A 23,391-nucleotide genomic window follows, 5' to 3' on the forward strand; every position below is an offset into this window, starting at 1 on the left:
CTTAACCCTTGCGCCTACAGCTTGTCCTGCGAGAGCAATTTCTCGTGGTCGGTGAGCGCGCGCGGCGCCGACGCGAGGAGGCGAGCCGCGCGTGCTGCGCCGTCCGCGTCTCTTCGAGCGCGGGCCAGTTGGACACGCGCGGCGAGGACGAGCGCCCCATGGCCCGCCTCGGCGACGCGGCCCGAGAGGGCCGCGTCGCCGGGCGCGCCCGCGGGCCCCACGACCACCGCGGCCCCCGGGCCCGTGCTCGCGGGGCTCGCCTCGGCGAGCCCCACGAGCACGTCCGCGACGACAACGACGGGGTGCTCGGGCGCGAGCCGAGCGCGGAGCGCGCGGGTCGCGCCCGAGCGCGGCGCCACCCACGCCGCGCAGAGGTACGCGTGAGGCCCGTCGAGCGGAGCCTCCGGCTCCGCTCGGCGGGCCCCCGCAGAACCCGAGCCGCCCGCAGTGCCCCCGCCGCCCACGCCACACTCCCCTCGCCGCCCCTCGCGGACGGCGAGCTCGGCGCGCCCTTCGGGGGGCAACATGCCTTCGCTCGCGATCCGCGCGACGACGAGCTCGACCACCCGCGACAGGAGCAGCGAGTCGCGCCCCGACACGGGCTCGACGGGCACGGCGGTGAGCCAGGCGCGCGCCGCGTCGCGCCCGGCGTGCGCGAGGAGCGCCTCGGCGACGACCACGGCGAGCGCCGCGGGGAGCGGCCGCGAGGCGCGCGGGAGCCCATGGAGCCGCGCCGCGACCTCGGGCCCGGGGTCGGTCATGGCGAGCACGAGGTGCGCCGCGGCCGAGTCCGGCGAGGACTCGGCCACGGCGCGCGCGACCTCACGGGCGAGCGCGCGCTCGCCCATGGCGAGCGCGCGCGACGCGGCTTCTTCGAGGCCCACGTGGGTGCGCACGGCGCGTCGCCGCGCGGCGGCGACGTCGCCGCGCGCGAGCGCCTCGTCGAGGGCGAGCACGCGGGCGTCGCGGCAGTCGGCCTCGCGTCCGGCGGAGCCGGACGCGGGGCCGACCGCGGGGCGCGCGTCGACCGCGGCGGCCGCGAGCTCGCGGGCGTACGCGACGAACCCCGCGTCCGCGAGGCCGCACACGCGCGCGAGCGCGCGTGTGCGGCCGGGGGCGTCTTTTTGCGCGCGCTCGACGAGCGCGCGCACCTCGGTGCGCGTGTCCCCGCGTGCCGCGGCGTAGGCCGCGAGCGCGTCCCACGCCGCCGGCACCTCCGCGTACGCGACCGTGAGCGCGAGCGCCGCGTCGCCGGCGGAGGAGCCACCTCCCTCGACGAGGGCACGCGCGGCCGTCTCTACGCGGTGCGGTTTCTGCCGAAATGCAGGCCCAAAATCGGCCGGGAGCCCGCGGAGCTTCATGCACGCGGCCCTCCGCTCGAGCGCGCTCTCCAGCTCGGGATCGAACCCGAGCGCACGCTCGAACGCGTCGTCCGCGCGCTTGGGGCTCCGCGTGCACGTCACCGTGCCGAGCCTCGCCCATGGCTCGGCCTCCTTCGGTCCTGCGGCGATCGCCGCGAGGTAGCCACGCTCCGCCCTCGCAAAATCGCCTTGTTCTTCCGCGATGGCGCCCTGCAAAAACGCCTCGTACGCGCGCATCGACACCGCCGGTCCGACGCGGAGCTCCCCCCCGGCGAGCCTCGTCACGTCACTCGGCCCGAGGCACCCGGAGAGCGACCCCACGACGATCGCCATCGTCGTGGCGCGACCCCACACGTCTCCGAGGACCGCGGCTCGCGCCGCCTTCATCCTCCGCGTCCTCCGCGAAAGTCGACCTCGTCGCCGCCGAGGTCCACCGCGCTCACGTCCTCCATCGACGCGGGCGACGCGGGGACACGCCCTCCCTCCGCCTCCCGGAGCCGCTCGGCGATCTCGATGACGCGCCTCTCGACGCGTCCGAACACGCTCCCCGCAGGGAACCGCCCGTGGGGATCCCTCGCGCCCGCGGGCACGCCCGTGAGGACCTCGATGCCCTGGCTCACCGTCTCGATCGCGTGGAGATGGAACTTCCCCTCCAAGACCGCCCGGGTCACGTCGTCGCGAAGCACGAGGTGCGGGAGGTTCGCCTTCGGCAACATGACACCTTGGCGGCCGGTGAGGCCTCGAGCCACACAAAGGTCGAAAAATCCCTCAATTTTGGCGCAAACGCCGCCGATGGCTTGCACCTCACCGAGCTGGTTCACGCTGCCAGTCACGGCGATGCCTTGGTCGACGGGGATCTCCGCGAGCGTCGACAGCAAGCTGTAGAGCTCGGTCGACGAGGCGCTGTCTCCGTCGATCTCGCCGTAGCTTTGCTCGAAAGCGAGCTGCGCGCGCAAGCTGAGCGGCCGCTCTTGCCCGAACATCTTGCCGAGGTACCCGCGAAGGATGGCCACGCCCTTCGTGTGAATGGCCCCGCCGAGCTGCGCCTCGCGCTCGACGTCGATGATGCCCTCGCGACCAAGCGCGACGACCGACGTGATCCGCATGGGCTGCCCGAACTCGACGTCGCCCGCCGTGAAGACCGAGAGCCCGTTGACGACGCCGACCCGATAGCCGTCGGTCTCGAGCGCGATTTCACCCCGCAAGGTGAGCTCGCGGATGTGGCGCTCCGCCGAGCCGAGCCGCTCGCGCCGCTCTCTCCAGGCCGCGTCGACGTCCTCGACCGTCGTCACCGCCTCGACCGGAGGCGCGCCCCTCGAGGCCGCCTTGGCGCGCAGCGGGGCGAGCGACGCAGGGCCGACGTCGTCCCCGCCGTCGAGACCGAGGGCCCTCGCGTGAGCAATCGCGCTCGCGAAGGCCGCGGTCTCCTCGAGCGGCGACAAGGTGAGGCTCAGGCGCTCGCGATCCCCCGAGAGTCGCGCCGCGAGGTCGAGCAACCTCGCTCGAGCCGCACGATCGAACTTCCCCCACGACCGCTCGTGCGCCATCGCCATCAAGTACGCGTCGAGCCGAAGGAGGGCCTCCTCCGTACGAGGGATCGACGGCTCGACCTCGACCTTCACGCGAAAGAGAGCAGCAAAATCCGGATCGGCGTCGAGGAGCGCCGCGTAGAGCGCCGGGGGCCCCACGAGCACGACACGGACCGAGATCGGGACGGGCTCGGGACGCAGCGTCGTCGCGTAGAGGCCGAGCGGCCCGAGCGGATCCTCGGCGCCGAGCCGACGCTCGCGCAGCACCCGCTTCATCCGCTCCCAGATGATCGGGTCGGTCATGAGGTCGACCGCGCGCACGACGAGCACGCCTCCCGAGGCCTTGTGGAGGGTCCCGGGGCGGATGCGCGTGAAGTCGGTGAGGAGCGCGCCGAACCGGGCACGACGCTCCAAATAACCGAACAAATTCGGATAGGTAGGGTTCGTCTCGTAGAAGACCGGGGCGTGCCCCTCCGGGTCCGACTGGACGAGCAAGTTCACGTGGAAGCGGTTCAGGCGCGTGGCGTGCTCCGGATCGTGATCCCGGGCCTCCTTCGCCGAGACCGGCTCCTCTTCGGCCGGGCTTTCGTCGTCCTCGACGAGGTCTTCCCAGTCGGCCGCGAGCGCCTCTTCGACCGCGCGGAGGTACTTCTTGACGTCCTCGCCGGCCGAGGCGAACGCCTTGTGGATCGGCTTCATCCGCTCGGCCACCAACGTCTCGACCGCGGCGCCGATCGCCTCGGCGCGGGCCGCGTCGAAGCGCGCGCTCTCGTTCCTCACCCGCTGTGCAGCCTTCGCGACCTCGGCCGTGAGCCGCTCCTCGGCGTCCGCGAGGGCGCGCTTGGTGGTCTCGTCGAACGCCCCGAACTGCTCCGGGCTCACGGGCTTCCCGTGCAAGATCGGGAACGTCTGCACCCCGCCGGGGACGGCCTTGATGCCGAAGCCCAGCGTTTTTGCCCGCGTCTCGAGGCTCGTCAAGACCTCGCGGTTCTTCGAATCGAGCTCGCGCCCGAGCACCGTCTGCGCGTCGCGCACCTCCTGAGAGTCGGTGATCTCGGGGATGTCGGAGCGGAGCTTCTCGACGAGCCCGCTCACCGCCTCGACGAGCGCCGGCCCGAGCCCCGCAGGGAGCGCGAGCGAGCGCGGCGCCTCCGGGCGATCGAAGTCGTGCACGTAGACGATGTCGGGGGGACGGGCATGGCCTCGGCGAAGCGCTCGGCGAAGCGCACGACGTCGTCCTCGATCATCACCTCGGGCTCGGCCGCGACGAACACGTGGAAGCTCGGCTCGCGCGCCGCCATTCCGAGGGCGAGGGCGCGACGAGCGACGCTCCCGACGATCTCGAAGAGGCCATCGCTCGAGCGCGGCTCCTCGGGCAAAAGCTCCATCGGGGTGTGGAAGGTGAGCTCCTCGGGGCGAACCACGAACGCGTTTTTTCCGTGCCCTTCGGCGACCACGAACGAGTCGGTCCACGAGCGCGGGGGCAAGCTCTCGCGCGGCCGCTCTTTCGTCGCGCCGCCCCGCCCCTTCGTTGCCGACCGTGTGCCTTGGGGTTTCTTCGGGGATTTGGGCTCGGTCATCGCGGACCTCCGACCGTACCAGAGCGCGGCGCGGCCGGACGAGCGAAACGCGGGAGCGCGGCGCCCAGGCGCGATCTCGCGGCCTTCGGCCCCCACCCCAAAAAGGCTCTTTCGCGGAGCACACTTCGCGGTAGCATCCCCGGGGAATGGCTCGATTGATCCTTGCCACACCCGAGGGCCAGCAGGCGATCGAGCTTCGAGGCACGAACAGCCTCGGCCGACACCCGAACAACTCCATCCAGCTGCTCGACAAGATCGTCTCGAAAGAGCACTGCATCGTCGAGGAGCGGGACGGGCGCTTCGTCCTGCGCGACCTCGGCAGCTTGAACGGCACGTACATCAACGGCGAGCGCGTCCGTGGCGAGCAGCTCCTCAAACACGGCGACGAGATCTCGCTCGGAATGACCCGCGCGCGGTACGACGACGGCTCCTCGCCCCTCGAAATTTCTCCGCAGGCGGTGGGCCCGGGTGCGGTGCTCCACCCCGGCGTCGCCCCTCAACAGACGGCGCCCCAAGGCTATGGCGCGCCGCCGCCGCGTCCCCCGATGCCGTCGCAGCCGAACCCGGGCGCGGTGTCGGGCAAGTCCGGCCCCTGGCAAGCCCAACAGCCTCCGCCGATGCCTCAGGGGAGGCCTCCTTACCCCGGGCAGCCGGGCATGCCCATGCAGCACCACCCCCAAGGCCCCGGCGGAACGAGCCCGATGGGCCCTCCGGGTCCCGTCGGTCCGCCGTCGCAGGCGCAGGGGGCGCAGGCGTTCGGGTACGCCCCTCCCCCTCCTCCGAATCGTCCCGCCTTCAAGACACGGGTCGACGTGCTCGACTCGTCGGCGCGCCAAATCGGAACGCAGATCGCCGCCCTCCAGAAGGGCTTTCTCCCGTTCGACCAGGTCTCGCACGACCCGGGTCAGCTGCGCGTCGACTACGAGCGCCTTCGCCTCACGTGGGAGCTCACCCGAGACATCGGGCTCGAGCGCGACCTGGAGAAGCTCCTCCAGAAGATCCTGCTCTCTCTCTTCAAGTTCGTGAAGGCCGACCGCGGCGTCATTCTCCTCAAGGAGAGCGACGGCTCGCTGCAGGCACGCGCCGCCCACCGCCGAGACGGGACCGACAAACCCATCGAGGTCTCGTCCACGATCCTGAACCACGTCATCTCCGAGCGCGCGGGTGTGCTCACCCACGACGCCTCCATGGACTTCGCCGGCGCCAAAGGCAAGTCCATGATCTTGAACCGTATTTCGAGCGCGATCGTGGTCCCGCTGCTGCACGACGACGACGTCCTCGGCGCGCTCTGGCTCGACTCGGAGATGCTCGCGCAGTTCCAACAGAAGGACCTCGAGCTCATCACCGCCGTGGGCAACCAGGCGGCGATGTTCATCGAGAACACGCTGCTCGCGAAGAAGATCGAGCAAGAGATCGTGAACCGAGAGCGGTTCTCGCGGCTCCTCTCGCCGAACGTGGCCGAGCGCGTGCTCTCGGGCAAGCTCGAGATCAAAAAGGGCGGCATCTCGATCCCCGAGTGCTCCGTGTTCAACAGCGACATCCGCGGGTTCACGAGCATGAGCGAGGGGGCACCCGCCGGCGCCATCCTCGACCTCTTGAACGAGTACTTCGAGCAGATGGTCGAGCAGATCTTCCGCTACGAGGGCACGCTCGACAAGTTCATGGGCGACGGGATCATGGCCTTCTGGGGCGCTCCGGTCGCTCAGCAAGACGACGCCGTCCGCAGCGTCCAGTGCGCCCTCGACCAGATGGAGGCGCTCGGCCGCTTCAACCGAAAGCTGGTCGAACAGGATCACCCGCCGCTCGCCGTGGGCATCGGTATCCACACGGGTCCGCTCGTCGCCGGCTACGTCGGCAGCTCGAAGGCGCTCAGCTACACGGTCATCGGCGACACCGCGAACACGAGCGCGCGCCTCTGCGGGATCGCGGCGGCCGGCCAGATCATCGTGAGCGAGAGCACCCTCGCCAAGCTCGGCTCTCGTTTCGAGGTCGACGAGCTTCCTCCCGCGCAGCTCAAGGGCAAAGAGAAGCCCCTCCGCATCTTCAACATCAAGCGCGAACGTCGGCACTGACTCGGTCTGATCCCGCGGCCGGTGGCGCCCACGACGGGGGCTCGTGCTTCGTGGAACCTTCCCTCTCCGGAGCTCGCCCGTGCTCGCGCGGTTGGGCAAGAGGGCACGCTCGGGCATCCCACGAGGCTGCGCGCCACGTGCGGGCTCGACCGTGAGGCCTGCCCGCACGCGCCCGGAAACGAAAAAGGGAGCCCCTTTCGGAGGCTCCCTTCGTCGTTTGTTGCGGGGCGGACGGGACTCGAACCCGCGGCCTCCGGCGTGACAGGCCGGCGTTATAACCGACTTAACTACCGCCCCTAAACGGACCAATCAGCAAGACAAGCGAACAAAGAAAAAGAGAAGAGGAAGGCGAAGGAGAGAAGAAAAAAGGAGCATCCCGTGAGAGTGCTCCTTCTTCCGTGGTTGCGGGGCGGACGGGACTCGAACCCGCGGCCTCCGGCGTGACAGGCCGGCGTTATAACCGACTTAACTACCGCCCCTAAGATGGCCGTACAACCTACGCTCGAGAACTGCTTTTGCCCGAAATTCGTGGTGGGCGGGACAGGTCTCGAACCTGCGACATCCGGCTTGTAAGGCCAGCGCTCTACCACTGAGCTACCCGCCCGAACCGGACACCGCGGCTTTTAAGACTCTTCGGCCCTCGGGTCAACACAAAACGAACGGAGGTCCCGATTCCGCACCGGAGCCCGCGGAATGCCCGTGGGCTTCTCGGGCCACGGCCGAGCGGCTATCACTGGATCATGCTCGACAAAGACACCTCGAAGCGCCGGTTCAAGGGGATGCTCGCGCGCGTATTTTCGGACGCGGAGGTCGACGCGTCGGAGGCCGACGAGATCCGCGGCTTCCTCGGCTCCGGCGAGCTGTCCCCGGACGAGGTGTCCCAGGTGATCATGGACTTCGTCCAGACGACGTGGCGGGTCACGGTGGCCGACAGCGAGATCTCCGACAAGGAGCGGAAGCGGCTCAAGGAAATCGTGCGCGTGCTCGAGATCCCGCAGTCGTCGCTCCCCCCGGCGTGGGCCCAGGCGATCCTCGAATAGGCCCATAGGGAAGCTCGTGCGTGCGCGCTGTGGTAACCCTTCGCCATGGACGAGATCGTCACGAAGGGCGCCGTCGAGCTCGCCGCGTTGCTCCGCCGGCGCGAGGTGTCGAGCGAGGAGGTCGTGGGCGCGTTCCTCGCGCGAATCGCGGCGAAGAACCCGATCCTCTCCGCGTTCACGACCGTGTTCGACGAGGACGCGCGCCGAGAAGCGCGCGCGAAGGACAAGGAGCTCGCGAAGCGCCCTGGCGATCTTCCGCCGTTCTTCGGCGTGCCGACGGCCGTCAAGGACCTGAACCTCGTCGCTGGCAAGCGCATGCAGTTCGGCTCCCGCGGGGCGAAGGTCACCTGGTCGCCGGTCGATTGCCGCACGACGGGCCGGCTCCGCGACGCGGGGTTCGTCTTCCTGGGCAAGCTCGCGACGTCCGAGTACGGCATCATGCCGATCACCGAGCCCGACATCCACCCGCCCACGGCGAACCCCTGGAACCTCGAGCACACCGCGGGGGGCTCGAGCGGCGGGTCGGGCGCCGCGCTCGCGGCGGACCTCGTTCCCATCGCGCAGGGCAGCGACGGGGCCGGGTCGGTCCGTATTCCGAGCGCGTTCTGCCACGTGTTCGGGTTGAAGCCGTCGCGGGGGCGCATCCGCAACGCGTTCATGCTCCCGGACGAGACGCTCCTCTACACGGACGGCCCGCTCGCCCACTCGGTCGACGACGCGGCGGCCATGCTCGACGCGCTCGCCGGGATCACGGTCGGCAAACCCCACTGGGCTCCCCCTCCGCCGAGGCCTTTCGCCGAGCTCGCCAAGCGACCTCCAGGGCGCCTCCTCGTCCGATTCACCACCACGAACGATCTCGTGGCGACACCCCCGGAGATTCGTGCGCACGTCGTCCGCGCGGCCAAGGTGCTCGCTGACCTCGGGCACGACGTCGAGGAGCTCACCACCACCCCGGGGCTCTCCCTCGAGGACTTCCTCCCGCTCTGGCAGAAGCTCGCCGCCGACGTGCCGCTCGTGCGGTGGAAGGACACACAACCCGTGACGCGCTGGGTGGCCGAAGGTGGAGCGCGGTACTCGCACGCCGAGGTCGAGGGCATCCGCAAGGAGCTCGAACGGCGCATCCTCGCGTGGCTCGGCGAGACGGACATCGTGCTGACGCCCACCGTGGCCCTCCCCCCTCCACGGCTCGGGCTCGCGCGTTCCCCCGACGGCCCGGCCGAGATCTTCCGGCGCGCCGCGGAGCTCGGCGCCTACACGGCCGCGTCGAACATCACGGGCCAGCCCGCGGCGTCCCTCCCCATCGGGCTCACCGAGCAAGGGCTCCCCATCGGCCTCCAGATCGTGGGGCGCAGGTTCGCCGATGCGGAGGTGCTCGCCATCTCCCGCGTGCTCGAAGAGGCGCTCCCGTACCGAAAGCGGCGCGCGCCCGTCGCCATCGCCTGAGCGTGATCGGGGCGAGCGGCGACGGCCCCTCGCCCCGCACGTGGCGGACTACTCGCGGATTTGCTGAGCCAGGTAGTGCGCTTCGCCCACCTGCTTGATGAGCTCGAACTGAGCTTCGATCCAGTCGACGTGCTCTTCCTCGGACTCGAGGATGCTCCGGAGCATGTCTTGGGTGCCGTGATCGCCGACGTCACGGCACACGGCGATGGCGCGGTTCAAGAGCGGCACCGCCACGAGCTCGACGGCGTAGTCGTTCTTGAGCATCTCGTGCACGGTCTGGCCGATGTTCACCTTGCCGAGGCGCTGCACGTTGGGCAATCCCTCGAGGTAGAGGATGCGCTCGATGAGCGCGTCGGCGTGCTTCATCTCGTCGATCGACTCGTGGTGGAGCTTGTGCGCGAGGCGCGCGTAGCCCCAGTTTTTCAGCATCTTGCCGTGCAAGAAGTACTGGTTGATGGCCGTGAGCTCCCCGGTGAGGATCTCGTTCAGGAGGTCGATGACCTTGGCGTCGCCTTTCATGCCCCGAAGGTGCCAGACCCGACGGCACGAAGCAACGTAAAGCGTTGAAATAACACGATAATTGTCTTGACTTTCACTTTCAGCGGCGGGGTTCGAGCCGGACTTCCCTCGCGATTCCGTGCGCTTCGGGGCCGCAGCTCGTGCGCTGGACGAAGGTCCTCGGGCGCAGGTTCGTCGCACGCTCGATCAGCGGTGCGGGGCGTCGCCGAGGATGTCGAGCGAGAGCCAGACGTCGACGCCGTCGCGACCGATGCGACGCGACCCGAGCGCGCGGAGCACGAAACACTGGCACGCATCCCGGAGCTCCACTCCGCCGAACGCTCCAAGGAGGGAGACGGCCTCGAGGTCGGCGTCGGCGCCGGCCATGAGGCTCACGCGACGCGCGACGGGGAGCACACCACGCCCGCCGACCCACGACGTTCGGGCGGCGAGGTAGGGCGCCGGGACGTCCGCCCCGCCCTCCCCGAGGCGCCTCGCCGCGAACGCGTCGGACGCCGTCGCGAACACGGCGTGCACGTGGAACCGAGCGCCCTCCTCACGCCCGAGGCGCCCTCGTACGCCCGCGTAGAGCGCTCCACCTTCGCCCGTGTCGCGGTCGACCCACGCCCCCTCGCCCGCGGCTGCGACGAGGGGATGACGCGCGCCGAGCCTCGCGTGCGCTCCCGCCACCGCGCGCGTGGGCTCGGTCGTCGCGACACCGAGCGCCAAGGTGAGCTCGAGGGACGTGGAGGTCGCCGGGACACCGAGCAGAGACCGTGCCCCCACCGAGCCGGCGAGCGCCCCACGGTGAGGAACGTCGCCCGACAGGGGCGGTAGGCCGAGCGGAGGCGGGCCCGAAGAGCGTGTGCCCACGGTCCCCGTCACGACGGGCTCCACCACGTGCACGAGCGATCCGTCGCCCGAGAGATCACGCGCGAGGGGGAGCGCGAGCGTCGTGCGGACGAGGCCCGAGACCATCCCGTCGGCGCCGTCGGCCACCGAGGCGGCTCCGGCCTCGGCCTCGGCGCGTGAGCGCGCGACGAGCGGGCCGACCTCTCCGACGGCGGCGGTGCCGAGGCGTGCCCTCCCGAACGACTGCGCCCCCCCGGCCGTCCCGAGGGCCGCGCCGAAGGCGTCCGCGCGGGCCGCGAGCCTCCCGTCACGGCTCGCCGCGCGGAGCACGGTCGAGACCGTCGGGCCCGCCGCGTCGAACGCGCCGAGGTCTCCGCCGCGGAACGACGTGGCGCGTGCCCCCATGGAGACCGCGAGCGGCCCACGAGCGAAGGTCGCGTCGGCCGCGGCGCGATCCCATGGTTTGGAGGCCTCGTCGAGCCTCGTGGTCGCGCGGAGCGCGCGCCGTCCGCGGAGGGCGTCGACGTCCCACGTGAGCTCGAGGCCCGAGCGGACCGTGTGGCCCCGGACGTCCACGACCACCCCGGTCTCGCGGAGGTGGTCGATCCGCACGTGCGCGCGGCTCTCCCGCGACGAGAGCCGGACGTCGGCCACGGCACCCCCTCGAACGTAGGCGCCCCCACGGAGGTCGAGGGCGTTCTCGCCGAGCCTCCACGGCAGATGCGCCCCGAGCCCCATATAGAGACCGTCGCTCGCGCGGTAGGCCACGTCCGGAGGAAGGAGCCCTGGTTTCGTCGGCGCGCGGAGCCAAAACACCGGCAACCAAAACACGGGGACACCGAAGGTCGTGAGGACCGGCCGATCGAGCAGGAGGTCGCCGGGAGGCGCGACCTTCGCTCCCGAGAAACGCACGCCAAGCGGCGCGCCGAGGCACGGGCAGAAGCCGAGGGTCCCTTCGCCTTCGAGCTCGAGGGGGCCTCCGGAGCGTCGCCTCAGGCGAACGTGGGAGCTTCGCAGGTGGAACGGCGGAGAGTCGACGCGGACGTCTCCGTCGAGCACGACCTCTTGCCGCTCGCCGTCGAAGCTCACTTGCGACGCGTGGACCTCTGCGTCCGCGGCGTGGACGACACGCGCGGGCGCCCAGGCCGTGAGCGCGGCCGCGAGTGCCCACGTTCGGGCGAGAATCGTTCGTAGAGGCCGACGCAAACGGCCAGCACTCTACCAGGTCACGCCCGGGGCCGTCCTCGCCAACACGAGAGACGCGGCCTCGGGGGAAGGCGCTCCGTCCAGGCACAACCACCTGAAACCACTCGACAATCAGGCGCCCGAGGACGAGCGCGAGGGTCTGTCAGTACGTACGAGCGCAGCGTCCGCCGCCCTTGCCGTACTGCCACGTGACGGGCTTCCAGTTGCCGGGGTTCGCCGCGCGCCCCGCGAGGTAGTTCTCGTTGTACCGGGCGTGGCCCTCCCACGAGTATCCGACGAGCGGGAGGTGCGGCAGTGGCCCCGAGTACCGAAGCACGCCGTTGTTGTCGCCGCGCGTGCAGGCCGTCTCTCCGGGCCCGGGCGAGGCGGACGTGTCGCAGAAGTCCTGGATCGCGCCCGAGGGGTTCGTGGGCGGCGCGTCGACCCACCCCGTCTCGAGGTTCAATCCGCCGATGTCGTACCAGCCTTCGCCGTTGGCCGAGACGGCCTGGGTCACGTCCATCTGGAAGCGGCCCGGGGCCGAGATGAGCGGAGACGAGTCGTTCGCGAGGTTGATGAGCGAGTTGTCGGCGTTGCGGAGCGGGTAGCGGTAGAAGATGGGCTGGTTCGCGACACACCCGGGCCAGCCGTTCACGCAGTTGAACCCACCGTGCTGCCCGTTGCGCCAGTTGAACTGGCCGAGGTCGAGCATCGCGGCCCAAGGCACGTACACGTTGCCGGCCGCGATGGGCTGCGGGTTCGTACCCCACACCTCCCGGTAGTCGGTCATGCGAGCGAGCTCGCCGCCGTCCCACGCGCAGAAGGCCATGTACACGAGCGACATGGTGCAGTTGATGGGCTTCTCGTCGAGCGTCGCCTGAGAGTGCGTTCGCGCCGGGAGGCGGAACACCCCACGAGTCGCCGCGTCCCAGTAGTAGGTAGAGTGACCTTCGGAGCCCGTCCCCACGTAGCAGCCGTCGAGGGTGTTGATGGGATCGACCGCGAAGAGACCGAGCGCCGTGACGAGGGAGAGACGCGCGGCTGGCGTGGCCGTCTGCGGGAGCAGGTCGAGCAGTCCGGGGAAATTCGTATCGACGTACTCGAGCTGCGAGCCCGGGTTGGCAGCCGCGTAGGCCTTGGTCCAGGCCCGGAGGTCGGCGGTCCCGTAGGTGGCCGTGACCGCGTTGACGAACCGGCGGATTCGGCCCGCCGTGATCTCGTACTTGTCGAGCCGGCGGGTCGTCGTGGTGGGGAGCGGGAGGGACGCGCAGCAGCTATCCCCCATCGCTCCGGGTGTGCCCGTCTCGCCACCGCCGCACGTCTCGATACCGGACACGGAGTCGCCTGCCGCGACGGCGCAGGACGCGCCCGCGACACACCGGCCCGACTTTGCGCTGCAGGCCGAGCTCTTGCAGTCGGCGTCGACCATGCAGAGCAGAGCGTTCTCGCACCGCACCGCGGGATCGACGAGCGCGTCGGGGCCACCGCAGTCGATGTCGGTCTCGCCGAGCGAAGGAGAGAGCTTGCCGTCCGTGTGCGACGGCGCATCGCAGACATTCGCCGTGCACTTGCCTTCGCAGTCGTCGTCGGTCATGCACGCCTGGCCCGGCATGCAGAGCATCGGGAACCCCACCCCGCAGGTCGGTCCCGCGTCGACCGTGGCGTCCACACCCGCGTCGGTCGGGCCACCATCGGGTGTCGCGCCGTCGGATGTCGCGCCGTCAGGCGTCGCAGCGTCGGGCGCCGCGCCATCCCGAGCCGCTCCGTCCGGGACGGCTCCGTCGACGGGCGGCACGGTCGTCGAGCCGGTCGGGGTCGTGGTGGTCGCGCCGTCGGGAGAGCCCGCGTCGGTCCCTGGCGGCTCTTCGCCGCCTCCGCACGCCGCGAACACGAAGGGAAGCACCACCGAAGAGCCGAGGAGCCAGGCGAGCCGTTTCATGCACGACCTCCAATCTTTCGAGCGTCTCACATTTTTTGTAGCTCTCCACCCCTTCCGAGCGGTCCAACCCCTCTTTTTTTCGAGGCCGTGCCCACCTTCAGGCAACCACACCCGACCACATTCTCGCTCGGATACGCCCGCCAGTCCTTCACTCGAGAAACGCCGCATGGAGCGCCCGCTCGGCGTTCGCGCGCTTTTCACGCCGGACGAGGGCCGACATGCGCAGGGCGTGCCCCGACGACGCCAGCGACTCGACCCCCGCGGACGCCAGGCAAGCGCGGAGCTTGACGAGGCCCGACGTGCCGAGGAGGCCGTCTCCGACGACCGAGACGAGCGCGAGATCCTCGACGATCGAGGTCGCGGGGAAGGTCGCGAGCTCCGCCCGCCGCGCCGCCCAGTCGGGCACGTTGAGGAGCGGGACCGTAGCGAGCCCGCCCCCCGGTCCGAGGGTCACATCGAGCAGCGGCAGCTCGATCTCCGCAGCTCGTGAGAGCACCCCGTCGAAGGCCGCCCCCGTGACGAGGGCGACGCGATCGAGGCCGACCACGGCGCGCGCGGCGGTGCGTGTCTCGGCGGTGGCGACGGTCTCTCGGACGGCCTGCCCTGCGCTCGCGATGGGATCGCTCGTGCGCCTCGCGTGGAGCGCGATCTTGCTGCGACGCGCCCACTCCACCGCCTGCGCGTTCAAGACCTTCGCCCCGGCTTCGCTCATCTCGGAGAGCGTCGCGAAGTCGATCTCCGGCAAGTGGAGCGCTCCCGGGACCGTCCTCGGATCGGCCGTGTAGACACCGTCGACGTCGCTGTAGATTTCGCACCGTTCGGCCGATAACGCCGCCGCGAGCGCGACCGCCGTCGTGTCGGACCCCCCTCGCCCGAGCGTCGTGATCTCGCGGCGGTAGCTCATGCCTTGGTAGCCGGCGACGATCACGATCTTGCCGCGCGAAAGCTCGTCTTCGATGCGATGGGGGCGAACCTCGATGATGCGCGCGTCGAAGTGCCGGTCGTTCGTGAGGATCCCCGACTGACTCCCGGTGAAGCTGATGGCCTCCTCTCCTCGGCCTGCGATCGCGATCGAGAGGAGCGACATGGTCACGCGCTCACCGGTGGACACGAGCATGTCGAGCTCGCGGCGAGGAGCGCTCGCGGAGGGCCTCCCGGACGCGATTCGGGCGGCCTCGGCCACGTTCGCGGCGAGGGCGAGGAGCTCGTCCGTCGCCTTCCCCATCGCGCTCACGACGACGACGACGTCCCACCCTTCGCGGCGCGCCGCGACCACACGGTCGGCGACCTTCCCGATCTTGTCGACGTCAGCGACCGAGGAACCACCGTACTTCTGAACCAACACGGGCATCCGACACCTCCTAGGCGGCCCGGATGGGCCTCGACAAGCCACACGCGGCACGATCGAACGAGCGCGGCCTCGACGAGCCGCGTCGTCCTTCACGCAACCCGACCGGAACGCCGCGGGGGGCGCACGTCGTAGAGGCCGGACGGGGAAGCCACGACGACGGACGAACCGCGAGCATGGAGGTCGACCTCGACGTCTCCCGACGGCGCGCCGTGGAGCTCGATCGCGGCGACGATGCGAGGAGCGACGCCACCCGCGCGCCGCACGAGGACGAGCTCGTCCTCTTCGACGTGGGCGGTCATGACGAAGGGGGCCTCGGGGCCCTGCGGTGCGACGACGACCGCGGCGAGGAGGGAGCCTCGGGGCGCGAGGGGCGCGAGCGGCTCGCCCTCGAACGAGACGAGGTACGTCGCGCCGCAGGCGACGAGCACGAGCTCCCCGGTAGCCTGCACGTCTGTGGGCGGAGCGTCGTCGGGGAGCCCTTCGAGCGCACGCGCGGGCCGCGCCCCTACCTCGAGGAGGGGTCCGCCGCTGCCCTCGTCGAGCGTGACGAGGCACGCCTCTCCCGTCGGCCCCGCGCCCGCGGCGTGTACCCATACGCGGCCTTCGTCGAGGGGAAGATGGCGGCGGCTCACGCGTTCGGCCTCGACGGGAACCCACATCTGCCCCTTGAGGACGAAGAGCGCCCCTCGACGACCGAGGGCGAGCACGCCTCGCGACGTCCCGACGATGCGCGCCGGCCCGAGCTCGATGGGCACCACGCGACCGTCGGGCTCGACGATGCGCGGCTCGGCGCCTCCGAGCGCGATCCGGGCTCCACCTTCGCCCGGCGACGAGGCGATCGACGTCGCGTCACCCGCGCTCGCGCGCCGCTTCACGACGGGACGACCGGACGGCGCGAAGGTGACCTCGGCGAGACCGGAGGTCCCGAGGGCGACGACGGTGTCCTCTTCCCCGCCGACCAGGCGGAACGCCCCGTCCACGATCCGGGACACGGTCCAGGCATCGTCGGCCCAGGCAACCTCGCTCTCGCGCGCAGCCACGAGGGCCGTGGTGTCGAAGAGGACGGCTTCGGACATGTCGCCGTCCTCGTCCGCGTCGAGCGACGGGAGGTCTTCGACTCGGAGCTCGGCGTCTCCCTCCGAGGGCCCCTCCTCGCCGCGGTCGCCCGCGAGGTCGACGTGCGCCCCCGCGTCCACGTCGAGCCCGTCGAGAGCGATCCCGGGCTCTTCGAGATCTCCACCGAGGATGACGCTCGCGAACGTCACGTCGACCGCTGCCTCGAGCGCGTCGTCGGCCCCCAGAGCCGCGTCGTCCGGCAGAACCCCCGCGTCCTCGACCTCGTCGAGCTCGAAGCCGTCGTCGGACGACGCACCGGCGGAGTCGTCGAAGGGGTCGCCGTCGTCGGCCCCGACGAGGTCGGAGTGGTCGTGCCCGTCGTCTGTGGGCTCACCGTCGTCTTCGACGGGCGGAGGGACATGGAGGGGATCGTCGTCGATGCGTGGCTCGGCCATGGAACGGCGTGCAGCTTACGCCCGAAACCGCCCCCGACCGAAGCCCGACCGCCCGAAACACCTCGACCTCGAAAATACACGTACTTTCATACACTTCCAAACACCTTCCCAGGCCCGCCCGGCCGAAGGTACGTTGGGCGGAGATGCGACTCCTCGTCCTCTCGCGCAACTCGGCGCTCTACTCCACGAGCCGCCTCGTGCTCGCGGCCCGCGCCCGCGGCCATCATGTGAGCGTGGCCGACCCGCTCGACTTCCAGATCGCCATCTCGCGCGGCAAGCCCGAGATGTTCCTCGGCAAGAGGCCCATCCCCGACGCCGACATGGTCATCCCGCGCATCGGAGCCTCGATCACGAACTATGGCCTCGCCGTCGTGCGGCAGTTCGACATGATGGGCATCCCCGTCCTCAACACGGCCGTCGCGATCGCGCGGTCGCGCGACAAGCTCCGGAGCATGCAGCTCTTGACCCGAAAGGACATCGACGTCCCGAAGACGGTCTGCGCGCGTTCGCCCGAGTCCGTGGAGCGCGCCCTCCAATTCATCGGCGGGGCACCCGCGATCGTGAAGCTCCAACAAGGCGCGCAGGGCATCGGCACCATGATCGCCGAGACCCCGGCCGCGGTCACGTCTCTCCTCGAGACGCTGTGGGCCATGGGACAAGACATCATCTTGCAGGAGTACATCGCCGAGTCGAAGGGGCGCGACTACCGCGCTATCGTCGTCGGCGGGAAGGTCGTCGCCGCGATGCGCCGGCAGGCGAAGAAGGGCGAATTTCGCTCGAACCTCCACCGCGGAGGCGCGGGCGTTCGTGTCGATCTGCCGGACGCCTACCGACGCGCCGCGATCGACGCCGCCCGCGTGATGGGACTCGAGGTCGCGGGCGTCGACATGCTCGAAGGCCGCGACGGTCCCAAGATCCTGGAGATCAACAGCTCGCCGGGGCTCGAGGGCATCGAGCGCACGAGCGGGATCGACGTCGCGAGCACGATCGTCGCGCACGCCGAGAAGGTCGCTCGACGAAGGCACAAGGCGCACGACTCGGGGCTCGACGGGGAGCGGCGCAAGCGGCGCATTCGCCGCACCGACGGCGACTCGAAGGCCCAGCTCCGAACCTCGCGCACACGGAAAAAGGCAGGGTGATCCGCGAGCAACGGGAGGGCACGGGCGGGCGCGTGCTCGTCCTCACGATCGACCGCCCCGCGTCTCGAAACGCGCTCGACGGCACGACCATTCGCGAGCTCTCCGCGAGGTTCGGCGCGCTCCCGGACGACGTACGCGCCGTGGTCCTCACCGGCGCGTCGGGCACGTTCGTCTCGGGTGGCGATCTGCGAGAGCTCTCCGAGGTCTCCGATCTGGCGTCGACCGAGGCGTTCTGCGACCTCGGTAGGCAGATGTGCGACGCGATCGAGGACGCGAGGGTCCCGGTGCTCGCGGCCATCGAAGGTTTCGCCCTGGGAGGGGGCGCGGAGCTCGCGTGCGCCTGCGATCTGCGCGTCGTCGCGAGCGACGCGACGCTCGGGTTCTTCCAGGCCAAGATGGCCGTGACGACCGCGTGGGGGACCTTCGCCCGCCTCGTGGCGTACGTCGGAGTAGGCCGCGCGACCGACCTCCTCTACCGCGCGCACGCCTTGTCCGGGCTCGAAGCGCGGGCGCTGGGGCTCGTCGAGCACGTGACGGCGACCGGAGAGGCGCGCGCCACGGCCATCGCGATGGCCGACGAGCTTTCGCGGGGTGCGCGGGCCGCCCTCGCCGGGACCAAGGAGCTCGCCACGCGTGCCAAGCGCTCGGCCGAGCTGCGCGACCTCGAGCGCCGCCGCTTCGTCGAGACGTGGCTCTCCGCCGACCACCGCGAGGCCGTGGCGGCGTTCCTCGAGAAGCGCGCGCCCCGCTTCGCCCCCTGACGTCGGCGTCGCGCACCGAACGGCCGCGCGTCCCGTGGGCTCGTATAGGGCGCGGATTTCGCGTATACGAGGGCCACCGTGTCGCGTACGCCGTCCCTGCCCGCCCTCGTCGCTCTCGTCGCCCTCGCCGCCCTCGCCTCCCAAGAGGCGTGCGCGAACCCACCCGCGCCGAGCGGACATGCCCCACCTGTCGCCTCGAGCGGCTCGGACGCGGCCGAACCGGCGCCTCGAGCCACTGACGCCGCCAGTCCGGTCGACGCGTCGGCCGACGCCGCGACCGACGCCGCGAAGACGACCGAGACCGCTCCGGTCGAGCCCGCGCCCGGAGGCGCCGACTTCACCCCGCAGGCGCTCGCGATCTTCAAGGCGGCCGCGTGCGGCGGGGACCACGCCCCGCCCGCGTCCCTGCCGGCGACCCTCACCGACGCCCACTGCAAGGAGCTCTCGGCATCCTATGCAGAATACAAGAAGACGTGGCTCGACGTCGCAGGTCCCTTCCTCGCGAAGCTTCGACCCGCGAACCTACCGGAGACGGTCGTCTACCCGTTCGGTGGGGGAGATCTGGTATCGGCGCTCGCCACGTACCCCGACCTGCGCGAGATCACCACGATCTCGCTCGAGCCCGCCGCCGACCCACGAGGCATCGACGGGGCGAACGCGACGCAGCTCACGCGGGCGCTTCGCGACATTCGCGCCCACCTCGGCAAGCTCTTTCTCAAGGCGCACAGCCGCACCGACAACCTCGATCTCGAGTCGAAGGGCGTGCTCCCCGGCGAGATCGTGTTCTCCATGGCGGCGCTCGTCGTGCACGGTTTCGAGCCCGTGTCGCTCCGCTATTTCCGCTTCGCGGACGACGGAAAAATCGTCTACGTGACCGACGACGACCTCAAGGCCGCAGGCGACAAGAAGGCGCAGAAGAGCCTCTTCCAGAACGCGGAGCTCCGCTTCAAGCGGCCCGGGGAGGCGAAGGTGCGCACCCTCCGCCACGTCGGCTACGACCTGTCGGACGCGAACCTGAAGCTGCGCCCGCAGGTCATGAAGCACCTCGAGTCGAAGGGCAAGGTCTCGGCCATGACGAAGGCCGCGAGCCACCTCCTCTGGGACGACGGCTTCTCGACGATGCGCGAGTATCTCCTCACGCACATGGAGTGGATGATCTCGGACACGACGGGCATCCCCCCGCGGCGCATCAAGGGGCGCGGCTTCGTGCACGAGGTCTACGGCATGTACGAGTGGCCCGAGCCCTTCGGGAGCGTCAACAACCGCGACGCGAGCGATTTCAAGGAGCTCTTCAAGGGCAAAGATCCGATCCCGTTCCGCTACGGCTACCCCGACAACCGCTCGCACGGCCACATCGTGGTCACGAAGAAGGCGCCGTGAGCGACGCGATGCCTGGCCTCCGCAGGCGCTTCGGGGACTACGGCGGTCGCTACGTCGCAGAGACGCTCCACGAGGCCCTCGACGAGCTCGAGGCGGCGTTCGTGACCATCGTCCCTTCCGAGGCGTTCCGGACCGAGCTCGATCGGCTGCTGCGGACGTACGTCGGTCGCCCGACGCCGCTCTTCCGGGCCGACCGTCTCGCGCGCGCCATCGATCCGAAAAACGAAACCATTTCAGCACTTTACCTCAAGCGAGAGGACCTCGCTCACACCGGCGCGCACAAAATCAACAACGCGATCGCGCAGGTGCTCCTCGCGCGCACGATGGGCAAGACGCGCATCATCGCGGAGACGGGCGCGGGCCAACATGGTGTCGCCACGGCCACCGCCGCGGCGCTCTTCGGTCTGCCGTGCGAGGTGTTCATGGGCGCCGAGGACATCGCGCGGCAGGCCCCGAACGTAGGCAGGATGAGGCTCCTCGGCGCCGCCGTGAGGCCCGTGACGTCGGGCTCGCGGACGCTGAAGGACGCGATGAACGAGGCGCTCCGCGACTGGGTGACACACGTACGGACCACCCACTACTGCGTCGGCAGCGCCGCGGGGCCTCACCCCTACCCCGAGCTCGTCGCGCAGTTCCAGACGGTCATCGGCGAAGAGGCGCGCGCGCAGATGCTCGAGGTCGAAGGCGCGCTCCCCGACGCGGCGATCGCGTGCGTCGGGGGCGGCTCGAACGCGATCGGGCTCTTTCGCGGCTTCCTCGCCGACCCGTCGGTCGCGCTCTACGGCGTCGAAGCCGCAGGGGCCGGGCTCGACACGGAGCGGCACGCGGCCACGCTCACGCGCGGGCGCAAGGGCGTCCTCCACGGCGCGAAGACCCTCGTGCTCGCTGACGACGGCGGCCAGATCCTCGAGGCGCACAGCGTGAGCGCCGGCCTCGACTACCCGGGCGTCGGCCCGGAGCACGCGCACCTTCGGGACACGGGGCGCGCCACGTACCTGACCACGACCGACGGCGAGGCGCTCGCCGAGACGCGTCGGCTCGCTCGGACCGAGGGCCTGCTCGTCGCCCTCGAGACCGCCCACGCGTTCGCTCGGGTCGAGGAGATCTCCCGACGCGAGGCGCGCACGCGAGGGAGACCCGTCACGCTCCTCGTGTGCCTCTCGGGGCGCGGCGACAAGGACCTCGCGACGACCCTGCCTGCCCTCGAAGCCGCGGAGACCCCATGAGCACCGCTCGGATCGCGGGCGCCTTCGAGCGCCGACGCGCGGCGGGTCAAGGTGTGCTCGTCACCTACCTGTGCGCAGGTTTCCCAGATCTCGAGACGTCCGTCGCGGTCGCGCTCGCGTGCGTCGAAGGCGGCGCCGACGTGCTGGAGATCGGGTGTCCTTTCAGTGATCCCACCGCCGACGGCGAGGTCATCGCCCGAGCCTCGACCGCCGCTCTTCGCCGAGGCGGAGGCCTCTCGACCGCGCTCGAGGTAGCGGCTCGCGTGCGGGCCGTGAGCGACGTCCCGTTGGTGCTTTTCGGCTACTACAACCCCATCTTCGTCGCCGGGGAGCGCGAGACGGCACAGCGCGCGCTCGCCGCCGGCGTGGACGCGTTCCTCGTCGTCGATCTGCCGCCCGAAGAAGAGCAAGAGCTCGGCCCTGCGGCGAGCGAGCTCGGGCTCGGGGTGGTACCGCTCGTCGCGCCGACGACCCGCGAGTCACGCATCGCCCGCCTCGCCGGCGCGCGCCCCCTCCCGCCCTTCGTGTACTGCGTGTCGGTCACCGGGGTGACCGGGCGCGCCGCCGACGGCCTCGCCGTGGCCTCGCGCCGCGCGCGGGAGATCGGTGATCGCGTGGGCGCCCCGGCGGTGGTCGGGTTCGGGGTGACCGGCCCGTCGTCCGCGCGCGAGGCCGGCCTCCACGCCGATGGAGTCGTGGTCGGCAGCGCGCTCGTGCAGGTCGTCGAGGACGCCACCGCACGCGGGCTCTCCCCGTCCGAGACGGCGAAGCTCGTCAGGGAAGCCACCTCACCGCTCGCCCACGCCGTGCACACGCGAAACGAGCCCTCCGCCCCCCCTCCGTCCGCGCCACGAACGTAAGCTCACGAAAGCCCGCGATGCTCCTCCTCTGCATTTCCGACGTCCACGGCAACCTCGACGCCCTCCGGGCCGTGCTCGCGACCGCCGAGAAGCGAAGCTTCCACAAGCTGCTCGTGGCCGGCGATCTCGTGTTCCCGGGGCCCACCGCCGAGTACGTCCCGGGCACCGCCCTCGAGACGTGGAGGCGCCTCCTCGCGGCGAACGCCATCCTCGTGCAAGGGGTGACCGACCGGGCGCTCGTCACGCTCGACGCGTCGGCGGTCGTGGCCAAGACGGACCACGAGAAGGCGATGCTCTCGCGGGTCCTCGACGTCCGCCGCGAGCTCGGGGATCTCGTGCTCGAGCGGATGCGGCGCCTCCCCACCCACCAGCGTGTCCCCCTCGAGGATGGCGGTGAGCTCGTGCTCGTTCATGGCTCGCCGGCCGATCCAGGTGAAGCCATCACCCACGATCTCGACGACGAAGAGGTCAGCGCGCTCATGGGCACGGACCCGGCCGACGTCGTCGTGTGCGGAATGAGCCACGTTCCCTTCACGCGAGAGCTGGGCGACCTCAAGATCGTGAACGTCGGGAGCGTGGGCGAGGCCCCCGATGGCGCCGCCGACCTCCCGAACGGCAAGAAGCGCCCGAGGGTCGCACACGCCGCCTGGATCGAGACCACTCCTGCCGGGCTCGCCATCGAGCACATCGCCGTCCCCCTCGACGGGTGACGATCGAGGCGCTCACCCCGTGGGCGGGGCGAACGTACAGGTGCCCGCGAGGGGCCGAACCGTCGCCGTAAAACCCAAAGGAATCGGCATATTACGCCGACCATGACCGAACGGTGCCCCAGCGAGGACGGGCACCCCAAGGCAGGCCGTTCGCTCGCGTAGGACGGCCTCCGCCGTGACGCCATCGGGGCCGGGGGTGCAGTCCGTCAGGTCGCCGAGCACGATGGCCGACACGCGACCGAGGTGCCCTGCGCGAGCGAGCGAGGTGAGCATGCGGTCGAGGCGGTAGGGCCGCTCGGTCACGTCCTCGAGGACGAGCACGCCCCCTTCGGGCACCACGAGGGCGCCTGCGGCCGACTGGCACTCGACCAGGGTCAGATTTCCACCGACCACGACTCCGGTCGCGGCCGGCCCGTCGTGCACGACCTCGAGGTCTCGAAGGACGGGTCCCTCGTGGTGCTCGAGGATCCGGACGAGGGCCAGGCGCTCGCGCGGCGTCGTGCGCGAGAGCCCCGTGACGTTCGCCGCGTGCACGCTGGCGATCCCCCTCGCCTGGGCCTCGAGGTGGAGGGCCGTCACGTCGGAGAAGCCCACGATCCACCGGGGGCGCGTGACGAACGCGTCCCAAGGGAGCCGATCGACGATTCGGGTGATCCCGTAGCCGCCGCGGGCGCACACGATGGCCTCGATGCCGTCGGCGGTCATGGCCCACGCGAGCTCCTCGGCGCGACGGGCGTCCGAGCCAGCGAGGTAGCCCTCTCGCGAGAAGGCCCCGGAGCGCATCGTCACCGTGTACCGATCGGCGAGGACGGCGAGACCGCGCACGAGCTCCTCTCGCGGGAAGCCGCTCGCGGGCGCGACGACGGCGACGCGACTCTTCGGGCGTAGGGCGGGCGGAGCTCGCATCCGCCGCACTTTTGCACGTATTTCGCCTCTCGGAGCAAGACGAAGCGC

General features: G+C 70.8%; 17 protein-coding genes and 3 tRNA genes. 9 read left to right on the top strand and 11 right to left on the bottom strand.

The genetic code is table 11. The annotated features are described in order from the left end of the window. Positions 1–14: 14 nt before the first annotated feature. Both IPK71_22965 and IPK71_22970 read right to left on the bottom strand, forming a co-directional pair. Positions 15–1,748 carry a hypothetical protein gene (locus IPK71_22965; protein ID MBK8216603.1) on the bottom strand — a complete coding sequence of 578 codons (1,734 nt, stop codon included), beginning with the start codon at positions 1,746–1,748 and terminating at the stop codon, positions 15–17. Further along, positions 1,745–4,363 carry an AAA family ATPase gene (locus IPK71_22970; protein MBK8216604.1) on the bottom strand — a complete coding sequence of 873 codons (2,619 nt, stop codon included), beginning with the start codon at positions 4,361–4,363 and terminating at the stop codon, positions 1,745–1,747. The genes IPK71_22965 and IPK71_22970 overlap by 4 nt, the downstream gene beginning before the upstream one ends. A gap of 253 nt (positions 4,364–4,616) precedes the next feature. Between IPK71_22970 and IPK71_22975 the strand changes: the two genes are divergently transcribed. Beyond that, a complete protein-coding gene (locus IPK71_22975) occupies positions 4,617–6,542 on the top strand; it encodes an FHA domain-containing protein (protein MBK8216605.1) in 1,926 nt (641 codons plus the stop codon). 223 nt (positions 6,543–6,765) lie between these two features. Here the strand turns inward: IPK71_22975 and IPK71_22980 are convergent. The 3 genes from IPK71_22980 to IPK71_22990 form a co-directional block, all read right to left on the bottom strand. Beyond that, positions 6,766–6,839 (bottom strand) — tRNA-Asp (locus tag IPK71_22980). A 108-nt stretch (positions 6,840–6,947) separates the two neighbouring features. Further along, positions 6,948–7,021, bottom strand: a tRNA-Asp gene (locus tag IPK71_22985). A gap of 50 nt (positions 7,022–7,071) precedes the next feature. Beyond that, a tRNA-Val gene (locus tag IPK71_22990) sits at positions 7,072–7,146 on the bottom strand. 136 nt (positions 7,147–7,282) lie between these two features. Here IPK71_22990 and IPK71_22995 point away from each other — a divergent pair. Next, entirely contained in the window at positions 7,283–7,582 is a 300-nt protein-coding gene (locus tag IPK71_22995) for a hypothetical protein (protein MBK8216606.1), read from the top strand. 45 nt (positions 7,583–7,627) lie between these two features. Beyond that, positions 7,628–9,025: an amidase gene (locus tag IPK71_23000; protein ID MBK8216607.1), complete on the top strand. Its 1,398-nt coding sequence runs from the start codon at positions 7,628–7,630 to the stop codon at positions 9,023–9,025. Positions 9,026–9,073: 48 nt separating this feature from the next. On the opposite strand, the gene bfr is transcribed toward IPK71_23000, so the two are convergent. From bfr to IPK71_23025, 5 genes are all read right to left on the bottom strand, one after another. Further along, the gene (bfr, locus tag IPK71_23005; protein MBK8216608.1) at positions 9,074–9,544 is read right to left on the bottom strand and encodes a bacterioferritin; all 471 of its coding nucleotides are present in this window, start codon (positions 9,542–9,544) and stop codon (positions 9,074–9,076) included. Positions 9,545–9,730: 186 nt separating this feature from the next. Continuing rightward, on the bottom strand, positions 9,731–11,464 hold the full coding sequence (locus IPK71_23010; protein MBK8216609.1) for a hypothetical protein: 1,734 nt from the start codon (positions 11,462–11,464) through the stop codon (positions 9,731–9,733). A 259-nt stretch (positions 11,465–11,723) separates the two neighbouring features. Beyond that, entirely contained in the window at positions 11,724–13,499 is a 1,776-nt protein-coding gene (locus IPK71_23015; protein MBK8216610.1) for a hypothetical protein, read from the bottom strand. 148 nt (positions 13,500–13,647) lie between these two features. Then, on the bottom strand, positions 13,648–14,850 hold the full coding sequence (locus IPK71_23020; GenBank protein MBK8216611.1) for an aspartate kinase: 1,203 nt from the start codon (positions 14,848–14,850) through the stop codon (positions 13,648–13,650). Between the two features lie 89 nt (positions 14,851–14,939). After that, positions 14,940–16,361 (bottom strand): hypothetical protein, encoded by a 1,422-nt coding sequence (locus IPK71_23025; protein MBK8216612.1) that lies wholly within the window; start codon positions 16,359–16,361, stop codon positions 14,940–14,942. 143 nt (positions 16,362–16,504) lie between these two features. Here IPK71_23025 and IPK71_23030 point away from each other — a divergent pair, with 143 nt between their 5' ends. The 6 genes from IPK71_23030 to IPK71_23055 all read left to right on the top strand — a co-directional run bounded on the left by IPK71_23030 (position 16,505) and on the right by IPK71_23055 (position 22,437). After that, positions 16,505–17,500: a RimK family alpha-L-glutamate ligase gene (locus tag IPK71_23030; GenBank protein ID MBK8216613.1), complete on the top strand. Its 996-nt coding sequence runs from the start codon at positions 16,505–16,507 to the stop codon at positions 17,498–17,500. Beyond that, positions 17,497–18,261, top strand: coding sequence for an enoyl-CoA hydratase/isomerase family protein (locus IPK71_23035; GenBank protein MBK8216614.1), 765 nt, complete (start codon positions 17,497–17,499; stop codon positions 18,259–18,261). Before IPK71_23030 ends, IPK71_23035 begins: the two co-directional genes overlap by 4 nt. Positions 18,262–18,339: 78 nt before the next feature. Further along, on the top strand, positions 18,340–19,641 hold the full coding sequence (locus IPK71_23040) for a hypothetical protein (GenBank protein ID MBK8216615.1): 1,302 nt from the start codon (positions 18,340–18,342) through the stop codon (positions 19,639–19,641). Between the two features lie 8 nt (positions 19,642–19,649). Further along, a complete protein-coding gene (trpB, locus tag IPK71_23045; GenBank protein ID MBK8216616.1) occupies positions 19,650–20,867 on the top strand; it encodes a tryptophan synthase subunit beta in 1,218 nt (405 codons plus the stop codon). After that, positions 20,864–21,727: a tryptophan synthase subunit alpha gene (locus tag IPK71_23050; GenBank protein MBK8216617.1), complete on the top strand. Its 864-nt coding sequence runs from the start codon at positions 20,864–20,866 to the stop codon at positions 21,725–21,727. The genes trpB and IPK71_23050 overlap by 4 nt, the downstream gene beginning before the upstream one ends. Before the next feature lie 17 nt (positions 21,728–21,744). Beyond that, positions 21,745–22,437, top strand: coding sequence for a metallophosphoesterase family protein (locus IPK71_23055; GenBank protein MBK8216618.1), 693 nt, complete (start codon positions 21,745–21,747; stop codon positions 22,435–22,437). 12 nt (positions 22,438–22,449) lie between these two features. Here IPK71_23055 and IPK71_23060 read toward each other — a convergent pair whose 3' ends face one another. Next, entirely contained in the window at positions 22,450–23,343 is an 894-nt protein-coding gene (locus IPK71_23060; protein MBK8216619.1) for an LD-carboxypeptidase, read from the bottom strand. Between the last annotated feature and the right edge of the window lie 48 nt (positions 23,344–23,391).

Source organism: Myxococcales bacterium, assembly GCA_016712525.1.
Taxonomy (GTDB): Bacteria; Myxococcota_A; Polyangia; order Polyangiales; family Polyangiaceae; genus JAAFHV01.